Origin of the sequence: Pseudoalteromonas sp. NC201 (genome assembly GCF_002850255.1) — a bacterium.
Classification (GTDB): Bacteria; Pseudomonadota; Gammaproteobacteria; order Enterobacterales; family Alteromonadaceae; genus Pseudoalteromonas.
Map to the genome: position 1 here is coordinate 833,669 of NZ_CP022522.1, position 17,742 is coordinate 851,410.

Consider the following 17,742-nt stretch of genomic DNA (forward strand, 5'->3'; position numbering starts at 1 on the left):
CATGACTACAGAAACTTATTCAAGCACAGATATTGCCATTGTCGGCCTAGCAGGTCGTTTCCCAGGAGCTGAGAACGTAGATGCCCTGTGGGAAAACCTAAAAAACGGGGTGGAATCAATCAAAACCTTCACAGAGGCAGAATTACGTGAACTTGGGGTGTCGGAAGCGACTATTGCTGACCCCAACTTTGTCCCTCGGTGTGCGTTGTTGCCTGATCAAGACAAGTTTGACGCGTCATTTTTTGGCTATTCACCGCGTGAAGCAGAAGAGCTTGACCCGCAGCAACGTCTCTTTTTAGAAACCGCTTGGCAGGCGCTGGAAAATGCTGGCTACGATGGTGACAAGTGTGACTTTCCAATAGGTGTCTATGGCGGCTGTGGCGTAAACACTTATCTAATCTCTAATTTGATGCAAAGTGGCCGTTTTAGCGATCTTGGTAATATCTCGCAGCTACAAGCGCTGATGAACGGTAATAACAAAGATGCCATGACCATGACACTGGCCTACAAACTAAACCTAAAGGGCCCTGCGGTAACGGTACAAACGGCGTGCTCAACTTCCTTGGCTGCAGTTCACATGGCGACACGCTCATTATTGAATTATGAGTCAGATATGACCTTGGCTGGCGGCTCATGGTTGAACTTTTTGCATCAGGGCGGTTATGTATATCAACCCGGCGCAATTTTGTCTTCAGATGGTCACTGTCGTCCGTTTGACGCAGATTCTCAAGGGACGGTAATTGGTTCTGGCTCTGGTGTCGTGGTACTTAAACGCCTTGAAGATGCAATGGCTGATGGCGATACAATTTATGCCGTGATCAAGGGCTCTGCAATGAATAATGATGGTAATACTAAAGCAGGTTACACCGCACCTAGTGTGGATGGGCAGGCTGAAGTTATCGCCGCAGCACTGGAAATGGCTGATACCCCGGCAGAGAGCATTGGTTACGTTGAAGCGCATGGTACCGGCACGGTGATTGGCGACCCCATTGAAATTGCTGCGCTCACCCGCGCCTACCGAATGGATACTGAGCAAACGCAATATTGTGCCGTAGGTTCAGTCAAATCGAATGTCGGCCACCTAGATGCAGCCGCAGGGGTTACCGGGTTAATAAAGGCCGCGCTGACAGTGAAGCACGGACAAATCCCGCCGAGTTTGCACTACAAGCAAGCTAACCCAGAAATTGACTTTGCCAATAGCCCGTTCTATGTCGCGGATAAGCTGACGCCTTGGTCAAATGAAACAGGCCCACGCCGTGCTGGGGTGAGTTCATTCGGTATTGGTGGCACCAATGTGCATGTGGTCCTTGAGGAGCCACCAGTTCAACGTGCGACGCAGTCGCAGCGCAACTGGCAAATCCTACCGCTGTCGGGCCACACCAAAACTGCACTGGCCAGTCGCCGCGAGCAGTTAGCAACTTGGTTTAAGCAAGCAAGCACTCAGCCTTTGTGGCAAGACAGTGCTTACACTTTGCAAGTGGGTAGGAAAGGCCTAACCCATCGTGCCGTCGTGGTGGCGCAAAATAGTGAGCAAGCGATTGCAGCACTGGCTGACGATACCAGCACATTAAGAGCGCAAGGGCAGTTAACGGTTTCAGGTGACAGGCCCGTTACCTTTATGTTCCCAGGGCAAGGTTCGCAGCATATCAATATGGCCCGCGCACTGTATGAGTCAGAAAGCGTGTTTAGAGATGCATTTGACCGCTGTCGGGAGGGCCTGATAGCGCATGTTGGGCAAGATATTAAAGACCTTATTTTTGTTGATGAAGCGGACGTTGAGCACGGTGCGGCGCAACTAAAACAAACATCAGTCACTCAGCCGGTATTATTTGCTGTGGAATATGCATTGGCGCAGCAGTGGTTGGCGTGGGGAGTGAAGCCTAGCGCTATGATTGGCCACAGTATCGGCGAATACGTCGCCGCGTGTATTGCGGGGGTGTTTAGTTTAGAGGATGCATTATACCTGGTCGCCAAGCGGGGCGAATTTATTCAGGCGCAAGCACCAGGCTGTATGTTATCGGTGGCGCTCTCAGAAGCCGCTTTAGCTCCTTATCTTGATACCGACAATCTTGGGCATAAAGTTGAGCTGGCAGCGGTGAATAGCCCTGAAAACTGTGTTGTATCGGGCTCAGAGCAAGCGATAGCGGCACTATCAAATAGGCTCACTGAGCAAGGGGTCGTAGTACAGCCTTTACATGTTTCCCATGCGTTCCATTCGTCCTTGGTGAGTGATGCAGGTGATCAACTGGCTAAGTTGATTGCTCAGGTTCAGCGCAATGCCCCAAGCATTCCATTTGTATCGAATGTAACAGGCACTTGGATAACCGACCAACAAGCGACCGACCCTCAATATTGGGCGCAGCATTTAGCACAAGCGGTGCGCTTTAATCAAGGTCTGCGCACTATCGTCAATCTTGACAATCCAGAGTCAGAAAATGGCTTAGAACAAACTGTGCTACTCGAAGTGGGACCAAGTAATACGCTAAGTCAACTTGCTGGACGGGATGCAGAAGTAAAAGCGCAAACGAGTATTGTCACTTCGCTACCACACCCAAGAAAAGCGCAAGAGACAGAGCAACACTTTGCCTTAGCCTTGGGACGTTTATGGATTGAAGGCGTAGAGATTGATTGGGATGCCTTGTATGAGCAGACACCTCATCGCGTCGCCTTACCTGTTTACCCGTTTGAGCGAAAACGTTTTTGGATTGAAGCTGATGCAAATATTGTGGCGCAAAACAACCATAACGCCTTGGCACCAAAACCGATTGAACAGTGGTGTTACATCCCTTCATATAAGCGCTCGGTTCCTGATTTAACTCAGCCGGTTGAACTGGGTTGTACTTTGCTATTTGAAACACAGCATAAGGCCTGCGACCTGCTCCTTGATAAGCTACACACGCAGAGCGATAAGCTAATTCGGGTCAAATTAGGGCAAGCATTTCAGCAAGAATCGGATAATGAGTTTGTGATCCGCGCGGCTCAGTTGAGCGACTATCAGCAACTTATTGCAAGCGTGAATCAAATTCATGGTCCTGTATCGCATATATTCCATTTGTGGAGCTTGCCGACCAGCGAGCCTGCTGATTTAAGCCAAACTCAACAACAGGGCATGATGAGTCTAATCGCACTTGCTCAAGCACTTGAATCGCAACAGTTAGGTCAGCCGGTTAATTTGAGCGTAGTGAGCCAAGGGTTGGCCGATGTGTCGGGTAATGATGAGATTTCACCCGCTCAGTCGATGTTACTTGGCCCATGTAAAGTCATCCCGCAGGAGTTCCCACACATTCAATGTCAATTGGTTGATTTTGGTGCACAACTTCACGGTGACTGGATAGATTGGTTGTTGTCAGAGCAACATGGCGAAGCGGGCGAGGTGGTTGCTTATCGGTCTTATCATCGTTGGCTGATGGGCTTTGAAGCGACGGCCAAACCTAAGCAAAATGAAGCGATTTATCGCCAAGGTGGGGTGTACTTAATTACCGGCGGTTTAGGTGGCGTTGGTTTGGTAATGGCTGAGCATTTGGCGGAGCACTACCAGGCTAAATTAGTCTTGCTTGGTCGCAGCACGCCTTCAGAGGCACAACAGCAAAAATTAGCACAATTGCAATCTTTTGGTGCGCAGGTACTGGTTAAACAAGCGGATGTGGCGGACTTTGAACAAATGGCAGAGGTTGTCGCACAAGCACATCAGCAGTTTGGGCAGATCAATGGGGTGATCCACGCAGCAGGGAGTGGTGCAACGTCCTTAATTAGTTCGACGGATGCAGCGTTTATCGAGCAGATGTTTGCTGCCAAAGTTGTGGGAACGCAACATTTGTTGGCTTTATTTAACGAGCAGCCACTGGACTTTATGGTGTTGTGCTCATCGCTTGCTAGCATTGCAGGTGGTTTATCTAAGGCCGCCTACGCGTCAGCGAATGCCTATCTAGATGCTATTGCACAGCAATACGCTCAGCAATCGGTGCAAACAGGCGGCTATCCAATACTGGCTGTTAACTGGGACAGTTGGCGAGAAGTCGGCATGGCTGGTGATATGGATATGCCTGACGGAGTCGGTATCGCGCCTCAGCAAGGGGTTGAAGTTATGGCGCGCATACTCAGCGCACCAATATTGCCGCAAGTTGCGGTCTCAACGCTCGACCTTCCGGCACGATTAGAAGCCACCAAAGGTAACCTGTTAGATGCAGAATTGACTATGGCAGATGCGACACCTCGCAGTGGTGGCTATGAGCGTCCTGAGTTATCAACGCCATATGTTGCGCCAGAAGATGATTTACAAGTTGGTATTGCGCAAGTCTGGAGCGCCATGTTGGGGATAGAGCAAATAGGCATTCACGATAATTTGTTTGAGCTGGGCGGTGACTCCTTAATGGGGGTACAAATCATGTCGCAACTAAGCAATAAATTTGAAGTGACCTTGTCACCAGCTTCCTTTTTTAAAGATCCAACCATTTTGGGGCTTGCTCGAGTAATAGAAGCCATTCTAATACAAGAGCTACAGCAAGAGCTGGCTGAGGGAGCGAAATAAGCATGTCGATCAATGCACTATTGGCAGCGCGCAAAGGCAATATGACACTGGCGCAGAAAAAAGCCATGCTTAAACAGCTCGAGGATAAACAGCCGGTTCAGTCGAGTGCGCCAGTAATTAAAAAACTTGGCAAACTTCAAGCGCCGTTATCGGCGGCGCAGCAAAGGCTGTGGTTTGAGTGGTTGATCAACCCTGAAAATACCGCATACCACCTTGGTGGGGGGATGTGTTTAAGTGGCCATCTAGACAAAGACGCGCTGCGTGCAAGCTTAGATCACTTAGCCGAGCGCCATGCTGGGCTTCGTACTCAGTTTGTTGAAGGGGAAGGCGCCAAACCTGCGCAAGTGGTTTTGCCGACACTGCGCTTACCGCTGGAATCGGTAGAGCAACACGAATTAGCCGCTGAAGTCGCAGCACTGCAAGCACATGATACAGAGCTGAGTCGCGAACAAGCGCAGGAACAGGTTTATAAAGCAAGGTTAGCGCGCTTCGCTGCAACGCCCTTTGATTTACGGACAGGTCCTTTGATGCGAATGCAGTGGTTGCAGTTTGCTCCAGAACAGCATGTACTCTTAGTCGTGATGCACCACATAATTAGTGATGCGTGGTCGAAGAGTTTGATTATTAAAGACTTCGTTGAAATTTATCAAAAAGCGAGTCTCGCTCAACCCATCACCCATGACGCGAACCGGTTAGATTATACTGACTTTGCTCAGTGGCAAAATGATTGGCTTAACAGTGATGCTGAGCAAGTGCAGCAGCAGTGGCAATTTTGGCAGCAACAACTCACAGGTCACTTGCCTGTGGTTGAACTCGGTGTGACAAACTCAGCAAATAGTGTACCTAAGGCAGAGCAACTCGTTACTCAGTTACCCGCGCAATTGGCAGCACAAGTCACACAATTTGCGCGTGAACAAGGGGTCTCGCTATTCGTCGTGTTATTGACTGCGTATCAAGCTTTGCTGCATAGATACACAAACGAAGATGAGCTGCTGACGGCGGTTCCGGTGGCAAATCGGAACCAGTTTGCTACCCATAGTGTGGTTGGCTTTTTTGTTAATATACAGCTGATGCGCTTGCCTGTTGCTGGTGAATTAACGCTACAGCAGCTATTGCGTAACTGTGCCAAACAGGCATTAGCAATCCAAGCGCAACAAGACATCCCCATAGACTCACTGATGAAGCGTTTTCAACCTAACTTGCAGGGCGCAACGCCTTATCAAGTGATGTTCAATCACCTCAAAGATAGCAGCAGTGGTTTAGCACAATTGCATGGTGCCTCGTTGACCAATTACTTTAGTTTGACTCAGGGCATAATGTGTGACCTTGCGCTAGATACAACCGAGCTAAGTGATGGTGGCGTGCAATTACAATGGCGTGTTGATAGCAATAAACTTTCAGCGGCTTGGATCTCCACATTTGACGAGCAATATCAGTCGCTCCTGCGCACCTTTTGCCAAGCTCCAGAGACTCAAATTCGCGATCTTTTACTGATGAGTGCCGAGCGGAAGGCGGCTTTAGCGGCGCTTGAATCTGGCGGTAAAACTTCAGCAAGCTTGCTTAGCGTACCTCAAGCATTTGCGCTTCAGGCACAGAAAACCCCAGACGCGATTGCGTTAAGGTTTATGGGCGAGTCTGTCACCTATGCTGAATTACAGCAACGGGTAAATCAATTAGCACAGTATTTGGTGGCGCAAAATATCAGCCATGAGTCGAAAGTGGCATTGCTATTTGAGCGCAGCATTGAGATGGTGGTGGCGATGCTGGCTACGCTTCAAGCGGGCGCGGCTTACGTACCAATCGAGCCTCAACTGCCCGAGGCACGCTTACACTATATTATTGAGCAAAGCGCCTGTGCTTGTATCTTGAGTCATGCTTCAGTAAAAGCACAGCTGGCAGAGAATATCAGCGCTCAAGTAACATGGCTTGAGCACTTAGAGTTAAGCGCTTATCCAACCACAGCACCCAATGTGACAATCCATTTAGATAACTTAGCCTATGTGATTTATACCTCAGGCTCGACGGGCAAGCCCAAAGGGGTTGCATGTGTACATCGTGGCGTCGCAAATCGCTTGGCTTGGGGGCAAACTCGCTATCAGCTTCAAGGCAGTGATAGGGTGTTGCAAAAAACGCCATTTGGTTTTGATGTATCTATTTGGGAGTTCTTCTGGCCATTAACGCAAGGTGCAAGCCTAGTATTAGCAGCGCCAGAACAACACAAAGAACCGTCACAAATTCGGCAACTTATTGAAACAGAAGCGGTGACGGTTTGTCACTTTGTTCCCTCCATGTTGCAAGCATTTATGACGGGGATAAGCAGCTCACGCGATGCGCTGGGCGGAAAAGCCTTATGCCCAAGTTTACGCCAAGTATTTACGAGCGGTGAAATGCTTACCTTGCAAACCCAACAGCAATTTTTTAGCTACTTTGAACAAACGGCACTGCACAATCTTTATGGACCGACAGAAACGGCGATAGAGGTGACAAGCTGGCAGTGTCACCAGCAAGATGACGTAATTCCAATTGGTAAACCTATCTCTGGCATACAAGCTTATGTATTGGATGGTGCACTCAATCAAGTGCCGATAGGGGTGGCAGGAGAGTTATATCTTGCCGGTGAGTGCTTGGCGCGTGGTTACTTATCTAGACCGGATCTCAGTGCCGATCGTTTTGTCGCGAATCCATTTGCCGGTAGCAACAGCCAAGGCGCTAGAATGTATCGCACTGGCGACAAGGTAGTTTGGAATGATGAAGGTCAACTTGAGTTTTTAGGCCGCTTAGATCAGCAAGTGAAGATCCGTGGTTTGCGGATTGAATTGGGCGAAATAGAGAGCCAATTAAGGCAATTAGCCAATGTAGTTGATGCTGCGGTGTTAGTGAAAAGTAGCGCTGGTGGCGAGCAACTAGTGGCATATTTGGTGTTGGTAAATGACGCTGAGCTTGAGCCTGATACGCTTAACTCGCAACTCACTACTCAGTTGCCGCAATATATGATCCCTAGTGTGTTTGTGCAGCTTGAAAAATTGCCGCTCACCGTGAATGGCAAGCTAGACCGTAAAGCTTTACCTGAGCCATCGCTACAGCAATTTTCAACGTTTGCGGCACCACAAGGTGAAATCGAAAGTGGACTGGCCGAGATATGGCAGCAAGTACTGCAGCTTGAAAAAGTCGGACGTGACGACAACTTTTTTGCACTTGGCGGACATTCTTTACTTGCGGTGGAAACCCTGAGTCAAATCCAAGCACAATTTGGTGTAGACATTGCGGTGCGCGACGCCTTTGCGAATCCAATACTAAAAGACTTAGCTGCAATTATTTCAGCACAAACAAATCCAGAGCAAGAAGATGCCTTGCTCGACTTAGAAGCATTTCTGGAGAACCTATAATGAGCAGTGAGGTCATCCAACGCATTGCTGAGCGCTTTCATCAGTTACCTCAAGAAAAACGTCAGCTGGTATATCAAAAGGTGCAAGCCGATGGGCTGAGCATGCGTCAGTTTCCCGTTTTACCTTTTCATCACTCAGCTGAGGCTGCTGAGCTGTCTTATGCACAGCAACGTCAGTGGTTTTTATGGCATTTAGACCCAGACAGTGCAGCGTATCACATCACTGGGGGATTACAGCTTGAAGGTGAGATAAACCTGAGTGCGTTGACACGTGCTTTTCAGCTATTAATTGCTCGTCACAGTTCGCTTCGCACGCAATTTGTACAAGTTGATGCTGAGGTAAAGCAGCAGGTGCAACCAATCGAGATTGCCAATGATTTTCAGGTAGAGGTAGGAGCGGGTGATAACATTGATGCGGTGCGTCAGCAATGGTTAAACACACCGTTCAATCTCACCCAAGGCAACTTAATCCGTGTGGGGTTACTCACGCTTGCGCCAAACCAATATCAACTGGTGGTGGTACTGCATCATATTATTGCCGATGGTGGTTCCTTACAGATTTTAGTGGGAGAATTTGCCGCGCTGTATAGCCAATTGCTTAGCGCTGAAATTGCATCGGGAGATTTATCGAGCCAGCTGGCCCAATCAGCGCTACCAGCACTGAATATTGCCTATGGTGATTATGCTAAATGGCAAAAAGACTGGATGACGGCCGGTGAGCTTGAGCGTCAGTTAGCGTATTGGCAGCAAAAGCTCGGTGACGAACAGCCAGTGTTACAGCTTAAGGTGGATAATGGTTTAGCTCAACACTCAGAGCATGGCAGCGCTCGCGGTGCCTCACACGCTTGGCAATTACCACAGAGCTTAACGCAGCAGCTAGGTACTTTTGCCACCAGCCATCAGGTTTCTCATTACATGATATTGCTGACGGCATTTCAGGTATTGCTACAGCGCTATACCGGGATGGAGCAGATCCGTGTCGGTACGCCAATCGCGAATCGACAACGGGCTGAAGTCGCTAATTTGGTCGGCTTATTCGTCAATACCCAAGTGCAGGATAACCGCTTTGACAGCCGCACTTCATTGCAACAGGTTTTAGCACAGGTAAAGGCTTCCACACTTGGAGCACAAGAATATCAAGATTTACCTTTTGAGCAATTAGTTGAAGCCTTGCAACCTGAGCGAAGTAGCGAAGTGCATCCGTTATTTCAGATATTGTTTAACTATCAGTTTGGTGATTTAAGCCAGTTACAACAGTTGCCTGGGCTCAAAGTGGGTGAATTGCCCGCAACCACAGGAGAAGTGCAGTTTGAGTTGGTGTTAGATGCTCATGAAAACCGAGCAGGCGCTTGCTTGTTGACCTTTACTTACGATCAAAAGGCCATCTCCACACAACGCATTGTTCGCATGAGTCAGCACTTTGAGCGAGTGCTTGCTGCCTTGCTCACTGAGCCGACTATGGCCCTTGGTGACATTAACTTGCTAGACGATAGTGAAACGCAGCAATGGCAGCGTTGGGGGTTAAATCCACAACTAGAAGACACCACCCCAGTGCAGCAAAAGTTTAGCCGTTTGGCTGACACCCAGCCAGATGCAGTGGCAGCGGTATTTGCAGATTTAACGTTGAGCTATAAACAACTGGATGAACGTTCAAATCAGCTTGCGCAGCACCTTCAAAGCCTAAATATTGGTCGCGAAGATAGAGTCGGTGTAGCGCTACAGCGCAGTATGGATACGGTAGTGACGTTATTAGGCGTGTTAAAAACTGGCGCTGCCTTTGTGCCTATGGACCAAGATTATCCGCCAGAGCGACTGGCTTACATCGCAGAAAATAGTCAACTCACAGCCATTATCACTCACCCTGACGCACAGTCGAAATTAACCGAGGTGCTGAAAGATACGCAGATCACACACCATTTGGCTTCTCTGCCAGTCGTCAACTTAGCACAATTGCCTTGGCAAACGTTGTCAGCCCAATCGCTCGACGTGGCTATTCATCCCGAGCAATTGGCTTATATGATTTATACTTCGGGCTCAACGGGTCGCCCGAAAGGGGCTGCGATCAGCCATCGTGCACTGAGTAACTGCATGGCATGGATGGCAAGACAATACTCTCCACAACCTGAGGAAGCGGTATTGCACAAAGCCGCTTTTGGGTTTGACGTGTCTTGCTGGGAGATTTTCTTCCCTCTGAGTGAAGGGATGTCTGTGGTGGTTGCAAAACCTGGTGACCAACGCGATCCACTCGAACTGAAGCGACTTATCCAACAGCAAAGAGTCGCAATTACCTCGTTTCCTCCGGCTTTATTACAGGCCTTTATCGAGCTACCTGATGTGGCTGAATGCACCTCGCTGCGGCATATCATGTGTGGTGGTGAAGCCGTGCCTGCTGAATTATTCCGTGATACATACAAGGCACTGCCTGATGTTGTGATGAACAACCTGTATGGGCCAACAGAAACCACAATTCATGTAACCCACTGGCCTTTTATTAACGACAATAGAAGCTTGGCGCCTATTGGCCAAGGTATTTCACAAACCCATACCTATATTTTAGATGCCAGTTTAAATCCCGTGCCAGAGGGCGTTACTGGAGAGTTATACATAGGAGGCATCCAGCTGGCCAGAGGGTATTTTGCCCGACCAGATTTAACCGCCGAACGCTTTGTTGCAGACAGCGTGTTAGGTAATGGCCAAAGGATGTATCGTACTGGTGATTTGGCGCGCTGGAATCAAAACGGTGAGATTGAATACCTAGGTCGTAGCGATGACCAAGTACAGATCAGAGGGTTTAGAATAGAGCTGGGTGAAATTGCCGAGCAGTTAAGACGCTTACCTCAAGTGCGTGAAGCCAAAGTCTTAGTTAAACACTTGGCTACTGGCGATAAATTGGTCGCTTACGTAACTGGTAGTATTCAAGATGAGCAGCAATTAGCTCAAGCGCTTGGTGAAAATGTTCCGGATTATATGGTGCCCAATGCGTTTGTGGTGTTAGATAAAATGCCACTGACAGCCAATGGTAAAGTCGATAGCAAAGCTTTGCCTGAGCCGCAATGGGCCAAAGCGCAAGAATACAGCGCACCGATAGGTGAGGCTGAAACCATGGCTGCACACCTATGGGCAGATTTACTCGGCCTTGAGCGAGTGGGCAGGGATGACAACTTCTTCTCGTTAGGTGGCCACTCACTGCTGGCGATTAAGCTGGTGGAGCGTGCCCGCCAAGCTGGCTGGCAAGCACAAGTGAAAACCCTATTTAGTCAGCCAGTGCTCAAACACTTCGCTGCTGCCCTTACGCCTTACCGCCAAGATACGGCACCAGAAACCGCATGGTCAGGGATTGCGACGGATACCGCTGTTATCACCAGTGAAATGCTGCCATTGGTCAGTCTGGATAATGACCAGATAGCTAAAGTCGTCGAGCAAGTAGATGGGGGCGTACAAAATGTCCAAGATATTTATCCGCTGGCACCGCTGCAGTCGGGAATTTTATTCCATCATACTTTGCAAGAAAAAGGCGACGCTTACATTACGCCTAATCTATTACGTTTTGAAAGCCGCGCGCAGCTAAGTGCATTTGTTGATGCGCTTAACCTTGTTATTGCCCGTCATGATATTCTGCGGACAGCCATTTTTTGGCAGGGCCTGCCTGAGCCTGTGCAAGTTGTGCAGCGTCAGGCCAAAGTGGAAATCAAGTGGTTAGATTATGCCTGTGATGCGCCATTAGCTGCTGATGAAGCGGGCTTAACGGCAGCAGCAAGACGCTTAAATGAAGCCGTAGATCCAACCCACTTTAGACTAAATACACAGTGTGCACCTTTAATTGCCGCCATCGCTATTGCCGAAGTGCAAGACGAGACCTGCTGGTTGCAACTGCCGAGTCATCATTTAGTGATGGATCACACCAGCTTAGAAGTACTCGTTGAAGAAGTGCAGATGATTTTAGCGGGTAATGTAGCGCTACTGCCAGAGCCTGTGCCGTTTAGACATTTTGTGGCGCTAGCGCAGCAAAACCCAGAGGCCGAAGCGGAGCAAAATACGTTCTTTAGCGAATTATTAGGGGATATAGAAACGCCAACTGCGCCATTTGGGTTGTTAGATATTAAGGGCACAGGTGAGGACATTCTAACGCACGAAACTGCCGTGCCTGAAGCACTGGCCGCCCAAGTGCGCCACCTTGCCGTAAAGCAAAACACCAGTGCTGCGGCGGTATTCCACCTAGCTTGGGCGATGGTGCTACAAAAGCTGACCGGACTAAATGATCCGGTATTTGGCACGGTGATGTTTGGCCGTTCACAAGGTGGAGAAGGCGCCGATAGGGCTGTTGGCATGTTTATCAATACATTGCCGATCCGTTTTCGATTGCGCCAAGCAGATCTTAAATCAGGATTGCAACAAGCGCAGCAGCTGTTAACTGCGCTTATTTGCCATGAAAGTGCGAGCTTATCCAAAGCACAATCTTGCAGCAACGTAGCGAAAGGAACGCCGCTGTTTTCGACGCTGTTGAACTATCGCTATAGCCCAAATGCGCACAAACATGGTGATTCGAAAAAGCTCTATGTTACCGATGATGGCTGGCAAGTATTTGGCGGTGAGGAACGCACCAATTACCCTATTGGAGTTTCTATTGACGATGCTGGCGATGGCTTTAACATCGTAGCGCAAACACTACCGAGTGTTGAACCTGCGCAGTTGTGTGGCTATTTACTGAATGCGTTGACTCAGCTTGTCGCAGAGCCTGCACTAAGACAGCTAGGTGATTGGCAAGCGTTGACTGACAATGCGTGGCAAACTCAGCGCTTGTGGAGCGAAAACACCACCAAAGAGAACACCCAGCAAGCGATCTACCGCTTATTTGAAGCACAGGTGCAAAAACAGCCTGACGCTATTGCCGTCACATTTAAAAACAATCACGTGCGTTACGCTGAGCTTAACCAACAAGCGAATCAGCTCGCGCATTATCTACAATCACGAGGCGTGGGTATAGAGAGCCGAGTCGCTGTGGGCATGTGGCGTAGTGTTGAAACCGTGATAAGTCTGTTGGCAATCATGAAAGTGGGCGCCTCGTACGTACCACTAGATTTAGATTATCCAGCGGAGCGTTTGCAATATATTGTGGCGTCAAGTGGCGTACAGTTGCTATTGACTCATGCTGAAGGGGTAGATGCACTGCCGCCATTCCCTGAGCAGCTCACGCAGTGTGTATGGCAACAGATAGACTTAGCGCCATACAGCCAAGATAATCTCATTGTCGATGCTCACCCAGAGCAACTGGCTTATGTGATTTATACCTCAGGCTCGACGGGACGACCTAAAGGCGTGGCTATTAGTCACCGCTCACTGGTTAGCTGTATGCAGTGGATGCAGCGCGAGTATCAACTCACACGGGAAGATGCGGTGTTACATAAGGCACCATTTGGCTTTGATGTGTCTTGTTGGGAGCTATTTTTCCCACTGAGTCAAGGCGGCCGCATTGTAGTATCTGAACCCGGAGATCATAAAGATCCAGACAAATTAATTGCACTTATCAAGGCGCAACAAGTTACAACAGCAAGTTTTGTACCGACGATGCTACAAGCCTTTATTGAGCAAACTAACCCCAATGAAGAGAACTATTTACGTAACATTATGGTAGGAGGAGAGGCTGCGCCACCGGAACTTCGTCAACGTATGTTCGCCGCACTACCAAATGCTAAGGTGCATAATTTATATGGACCAACAGAAACCACAATTCATGTGACCAACTGGGAGTTTACGCAAGCGCCACGAACCACAATTCCAATCGGTCGTGCTATCTCAAACACCAGTTGCTACGTACTCGATGAATACTTGACGCCAGTTCCTCAAGGGGTAGTAGGTGAGCTCTATTTAGGTGGAGTAGGGTTGAGCCGGGGTTATCTTAACCGCCCTGACTTAACCGCAGAGCGATTTGTTGCCGATCCGATATCCGCATCAGGTGGTCGTCTTTACCGTACCGGTGATTTGGTGCGTTGGAATAAAGAAGGACTGATTGAATACATGGGCCGACTTGATCACCAAGTTAAGATCCGAGGCCTACGTATTGAACTTGAAGAAATTGAAGCTCAGCTTGCAAGTATTAGCGGTATTCAAAAAGCCGTTGTATTGGCAAAGCCTTCGCCGTCAGGCGACCGTTTAGTCGGCTATGTGCAGTCTCAACAAGTACAGTCAAGTGATGAGCTAAAAAGCATCTTAGCTAAAGTCTTACCTGACTATATGGTGCCAAACAGCATTTTGAGTCTTGAGCGCTTGCCACTTAGCCCGAATGGGAAAATTGACCGCGACGCTTTACCGGAACCGGTTTGGCAAGATAGCGGAGAGTTTGTTGCGCCAATAAACGACATGGAGCAAAGTGTGGCGCAAGTCTGGTCTGAGGTTTTAGGAATCAATTATATCAGTCGTTTTGCTAATTTCTTTACGCTTGGCGGCGATTCTATCGCATGTCTAAAAGTGGTGTCATTGATGCGCCAACGTGGTTTTGACATGGCGGTAAAACACATGTTTGAAACCGCAGATCTGAGTCAGTTAGCCTTGCAGTTGACTGAGTTGCAAGGCGCTACCGGCTCTGGAAATACACTTTGTAGCGAGCCTATTATCGCACTGAATCAAAAATCAGCTGCTGCAAGTGCGCTATTTTGCTTACATGATGGTTTTGGTAAAGTGTTGGACTACACCACTTTGGCAAGGCATCTCGATGGCAAGCGTACGGTGTACGGACTGACTTATCAGCCTGGTTCTTTAACTGGACAAGCTGCTGATTTATCTGCACTGGTGGCATCGCATCTGAGCGAAATTCGCAAAGTGCAAGCTCGCGGACCTTACCGTTTATGTGGCTGGTCTTTAGGTGGCGTGTTGGCGCACGCTATTGCCGCTGAGTTAGAACAACAAGGTGAGCAAGTAGAGCAGCTGCTTTTACTTGACCCTTACTCGCCACCTAATGCAAGTGCACAGCGCTCAACACTGGCAGAGCAAATAGGCCCAATGATGCAGCTACAAACTTTCTTCAGCTTATTACTGAGCGAAGAAAGTGGGTTTGCCTTGATGCAAGACGTTGAAATACAAAGTACGCTGGCTGAATGTTCTGCTCAACAGCAGATATCAAGTGATGACATTCAAAGGTTGATGCAGCAAGTGTTTGAGCACCCAAGGACGGAGTTTATGACGGGTTACGGACAGTTAACGGCTCAAGACTTATACCATTTATATCTGGCCTTCCAACCGCTATTTTTGGCTGCTGTCAATATTGAGACGCTGCCTGTTTACACCGGTAAGGCTGAACTATTTTGGATGAAAGGTCGAGAGCAAGCGCATAAAGCATGGTGGTACGAGTGGTTGAATAGCCAAAGTGTTTCGTCTCACGACTTGGATGTTGGACATTTCGCGGTGGTTAAAGATTGCACTATATTAGAACGTGTCTAGCGAAGTTTAAAGTTAAAGTATAAAGCGGCTCTAAGTCGCTTTATTTTTATCTTTAGGGTTGTCTTTGGAAGGTTTGTCTTTGGAAATAAAAACGGCGCTGAGTAGCGCCGTTTTTGTGAGAGTTAACTCTAGTTGCTAGCACTTACCATTGGTAAGTTGCAGTTAATGCGATGTTTCGGCGACTGCCATAGGAGCAGGATGTTTCACCACATGAAGCGATAACCTTTTTGTCAGTTAGGTTACGTACGTTCAGTGCAAAGCGCCATTGTGCCAGATCATAGCTTGCCATGGCATCAAACAGGGTGTAACCCTCAACGGTTTTAGGTGCTTTTTCACCAGTACCTTTGTTACTACCCGTGTAACGTGCGCCTAAACCTACAGTGAAGTCGTCAGTAAGTTGATAGTCACTCCAGATATTAAACTGATGCTTTGAAACTGCTTTATCCTGTTTGCCGACTTCGTCAGCAAGTCTTGGATCAAGACCACTCTCAGTGACATCCGCTTTAGGAATATAAGCGTAAGAAGCGGTTAAGTTCATTTTTTCAGTTGGTTGTACAAAGGTATCAAACTCTAAACCGCGCACAACGACGGCACCCGTTTGTTTGTAGCCAGCAGGTTCGGTTGTCCATACCCACTGAGTGAAGTCACTACGTTCAATCTCAAATACCGCTGCACTATAGCTTGAAGTTGAGTCCTTTGGTTGATAGCGCACACCGGTTTCGTATTGTTTACCTGTTTCAGGTGAGAAAGGACGAGCGGTAGCAGGGTCAACATTGGTTGTCGGTGCAAAAGATTCAGAGTAGCTAAAGTAAGGTGCTAAGCCGTTGTCAGCTAAATAAACAACCCCGGCGCGAGCACTAAATTCTCTGTCTGTACGCACTGATGTCGGGTCTACTTGACCTTCTAGCGTCTCATTTTTTAGCTTTGCTTCATCCCAACGACCAGCCAAAGAAATGATGATCTTCTCATTAATTTTGATTTGGTCTTGGATATAAATACCAAATTGCTCTAGCTTGGAAACACCCTTGATATTAGGTTCAGGTTGGATCACACTTGAGCCGTAAGTCGGGTTAAAGATATCAAGATCAGCTAACACACCGCCGTAGCGCGCTCTCACTTCAATCTCTGTATCTTGATAATCGGCACCAATGAGTAATGTGTGTTCTACGTTGCCGTGTGAAAACTGACCGATCAAATGCGTGTCGATAGTAGCGCCGCTGACTTTCTCTTTACTTGATAGTGGAGTACGGGCTAAGTAACGGAAGTTTTCTGGGTCACTTGGGTTATCAGCATTTTTTTGCGCCCATTTACCCCAAATGACGCCATAGTCAACGTCAAATTCCGCATAGCGCGCGTGTTGCTTGATTTGCCAGTTGTCATTGAAATGATATTCGCCTTTATAACCTACTACCCACTGCTCTTGGTTGTAGCGGTTGAAATCAGGCTCACCAATCAATGTTGAAAACGGGATTTGGCCGTTAGGGTTAGGTAAAATAGTACCTGTTGTTGGGTAGGCGTGCCAAGCAGCGCCAGACTCAATGTCGTAGTATTGTGAATAAAAGGTGATTTTCCCTTGGCTACTTGGTTGCCAAGTCATTGACAGTGCTAGGTAGTCGCGATCGTTTTCTAGTGGATCGGTACTCAAATCAGATTTTTTGGTTAAGCCTGTCACGCGATATAAATACTCGCTGTCGTCGTCAATTGGACCTGACATATCAACGGCTAGTTGTTTGAGGCTGTTATTGCCAAGTTTGATCTGCAGCTCATTTTGCGAAAATGGCGTTGGCATTTTACTAACTAGGTTAACGACGCCACCTGGACCATTTTGACCATATAATACTGAAGAGGGGCCTTTAAGAATTTCTATACGCTCCATACCGTAGCTTTCGGTCTGCCATAAACCCCAGTTACCACTGTTACGGATCTGTAGACCATCTTGGTAGAAACCAGGTGCATAAGCATCAAAGCCACGAATGTATAACCAATCGTATTGTGGTAAGTCACCCCAAGGTGCGGTATTTACACCTGCGGTATATGATAATGCTTCTGTTACACGCGTTGCGCCGATGGCTTCAATTTTGTCTGCGGTGACAACATTGATGGTTTGTGGCACCTCAATTATTGCAACATCGATTTTTGAGCCAGTTGCACTGCGGCGTGCATTGTAACCTTCAACCGGACCTGTTGCCGTTTCTTGGTCGGCATCAGCATTGACGGTAACCGCTTTTAGTTTGCTTGGCGAGTTACCTTCAGCATGTGCAGTTGATACCAGTGTTAAACCTAAAATGGCGGCAGCAATTGGTGATAGGGTTAACAATGGGGTTGAGCGTTGTTGTTTCACAAAGACTCCTTATTATTTTTGAGAAGCAGATTTATTTATGAGGTGATTGAGCAG

Annotated in this window: 4 protein-coding genes; 3 read left to right on the forward strand and 1 reads right to left on the reverse strand. The window is 48.1% G+C overall.

Going from position 1 to position 17,742, the window contains the following annotated elements:
• The first annotated feature begins 1 nt into the window (after position 1).
• The 3 genes from PNC201_RS03625 to PNC201_RS03635 are packed head-to-tail and all read left to right on the forward strand — an operon-like array spanning position 2 to position 15,347.
• Complete coding sequence (locus PNC201_RS03625; protein WP_102056200.1) at positions 2-4,528, forward strand: type I polyketide synthase; 4,527 nt, start codon at positions 2-4, stop codon at positions 4,526-4,528.
• A gap of 2 nt (positions 4,529-4,530) precedes the next feature.
• Positions 4,531-7,914: a non-ribosomal peptide synthetase gene (locus PNC201_RS03630; RefSeq protein WP_102056201.1), complete on the forward strand. Its 3,384-nt coding sequence runs from the start codon at positions 4,531-4,533 to the stop codon at positions 7,912-7,914.
• Positions 7,914-15,347 carry a non-ribosomal peptide synthetase gene (locus PNC201_RS03635; RefSeq protein ID WP_102056202.1) on the forward strand — a complete coding sequence of 2,478 codons (7,434 nt, stop codon included), beginning with the start codon at positions 7,914-7,916 and terminating at the stop codon, positions 15,345-15,347. Before PNC201_RS03630 ends, PNC201_RS03635 begins: the two co-directional genes overlap by 1 nt.
• Positions 15,348-15,489: 142 nt before the next feature.
• On the opposite strand, the gene PNC201_RS03640 is transcribed toward PNC201_RS03635, so the two are convergent.
• The gene (locus PNC201_RS03640) at positions 15,490-17,688 is read right to left on the reverse strand and encodes a TonB-dependent siderophore receptor (protein WP_102056203.1); all 2,199 of its coding nucleotides are present in this window, start codon (positions 17,686-17,688) and stop codon (positions 15,490-15,492) included.
• Positions 17,689-17,742: the final 54 nt, after the last annotated feature.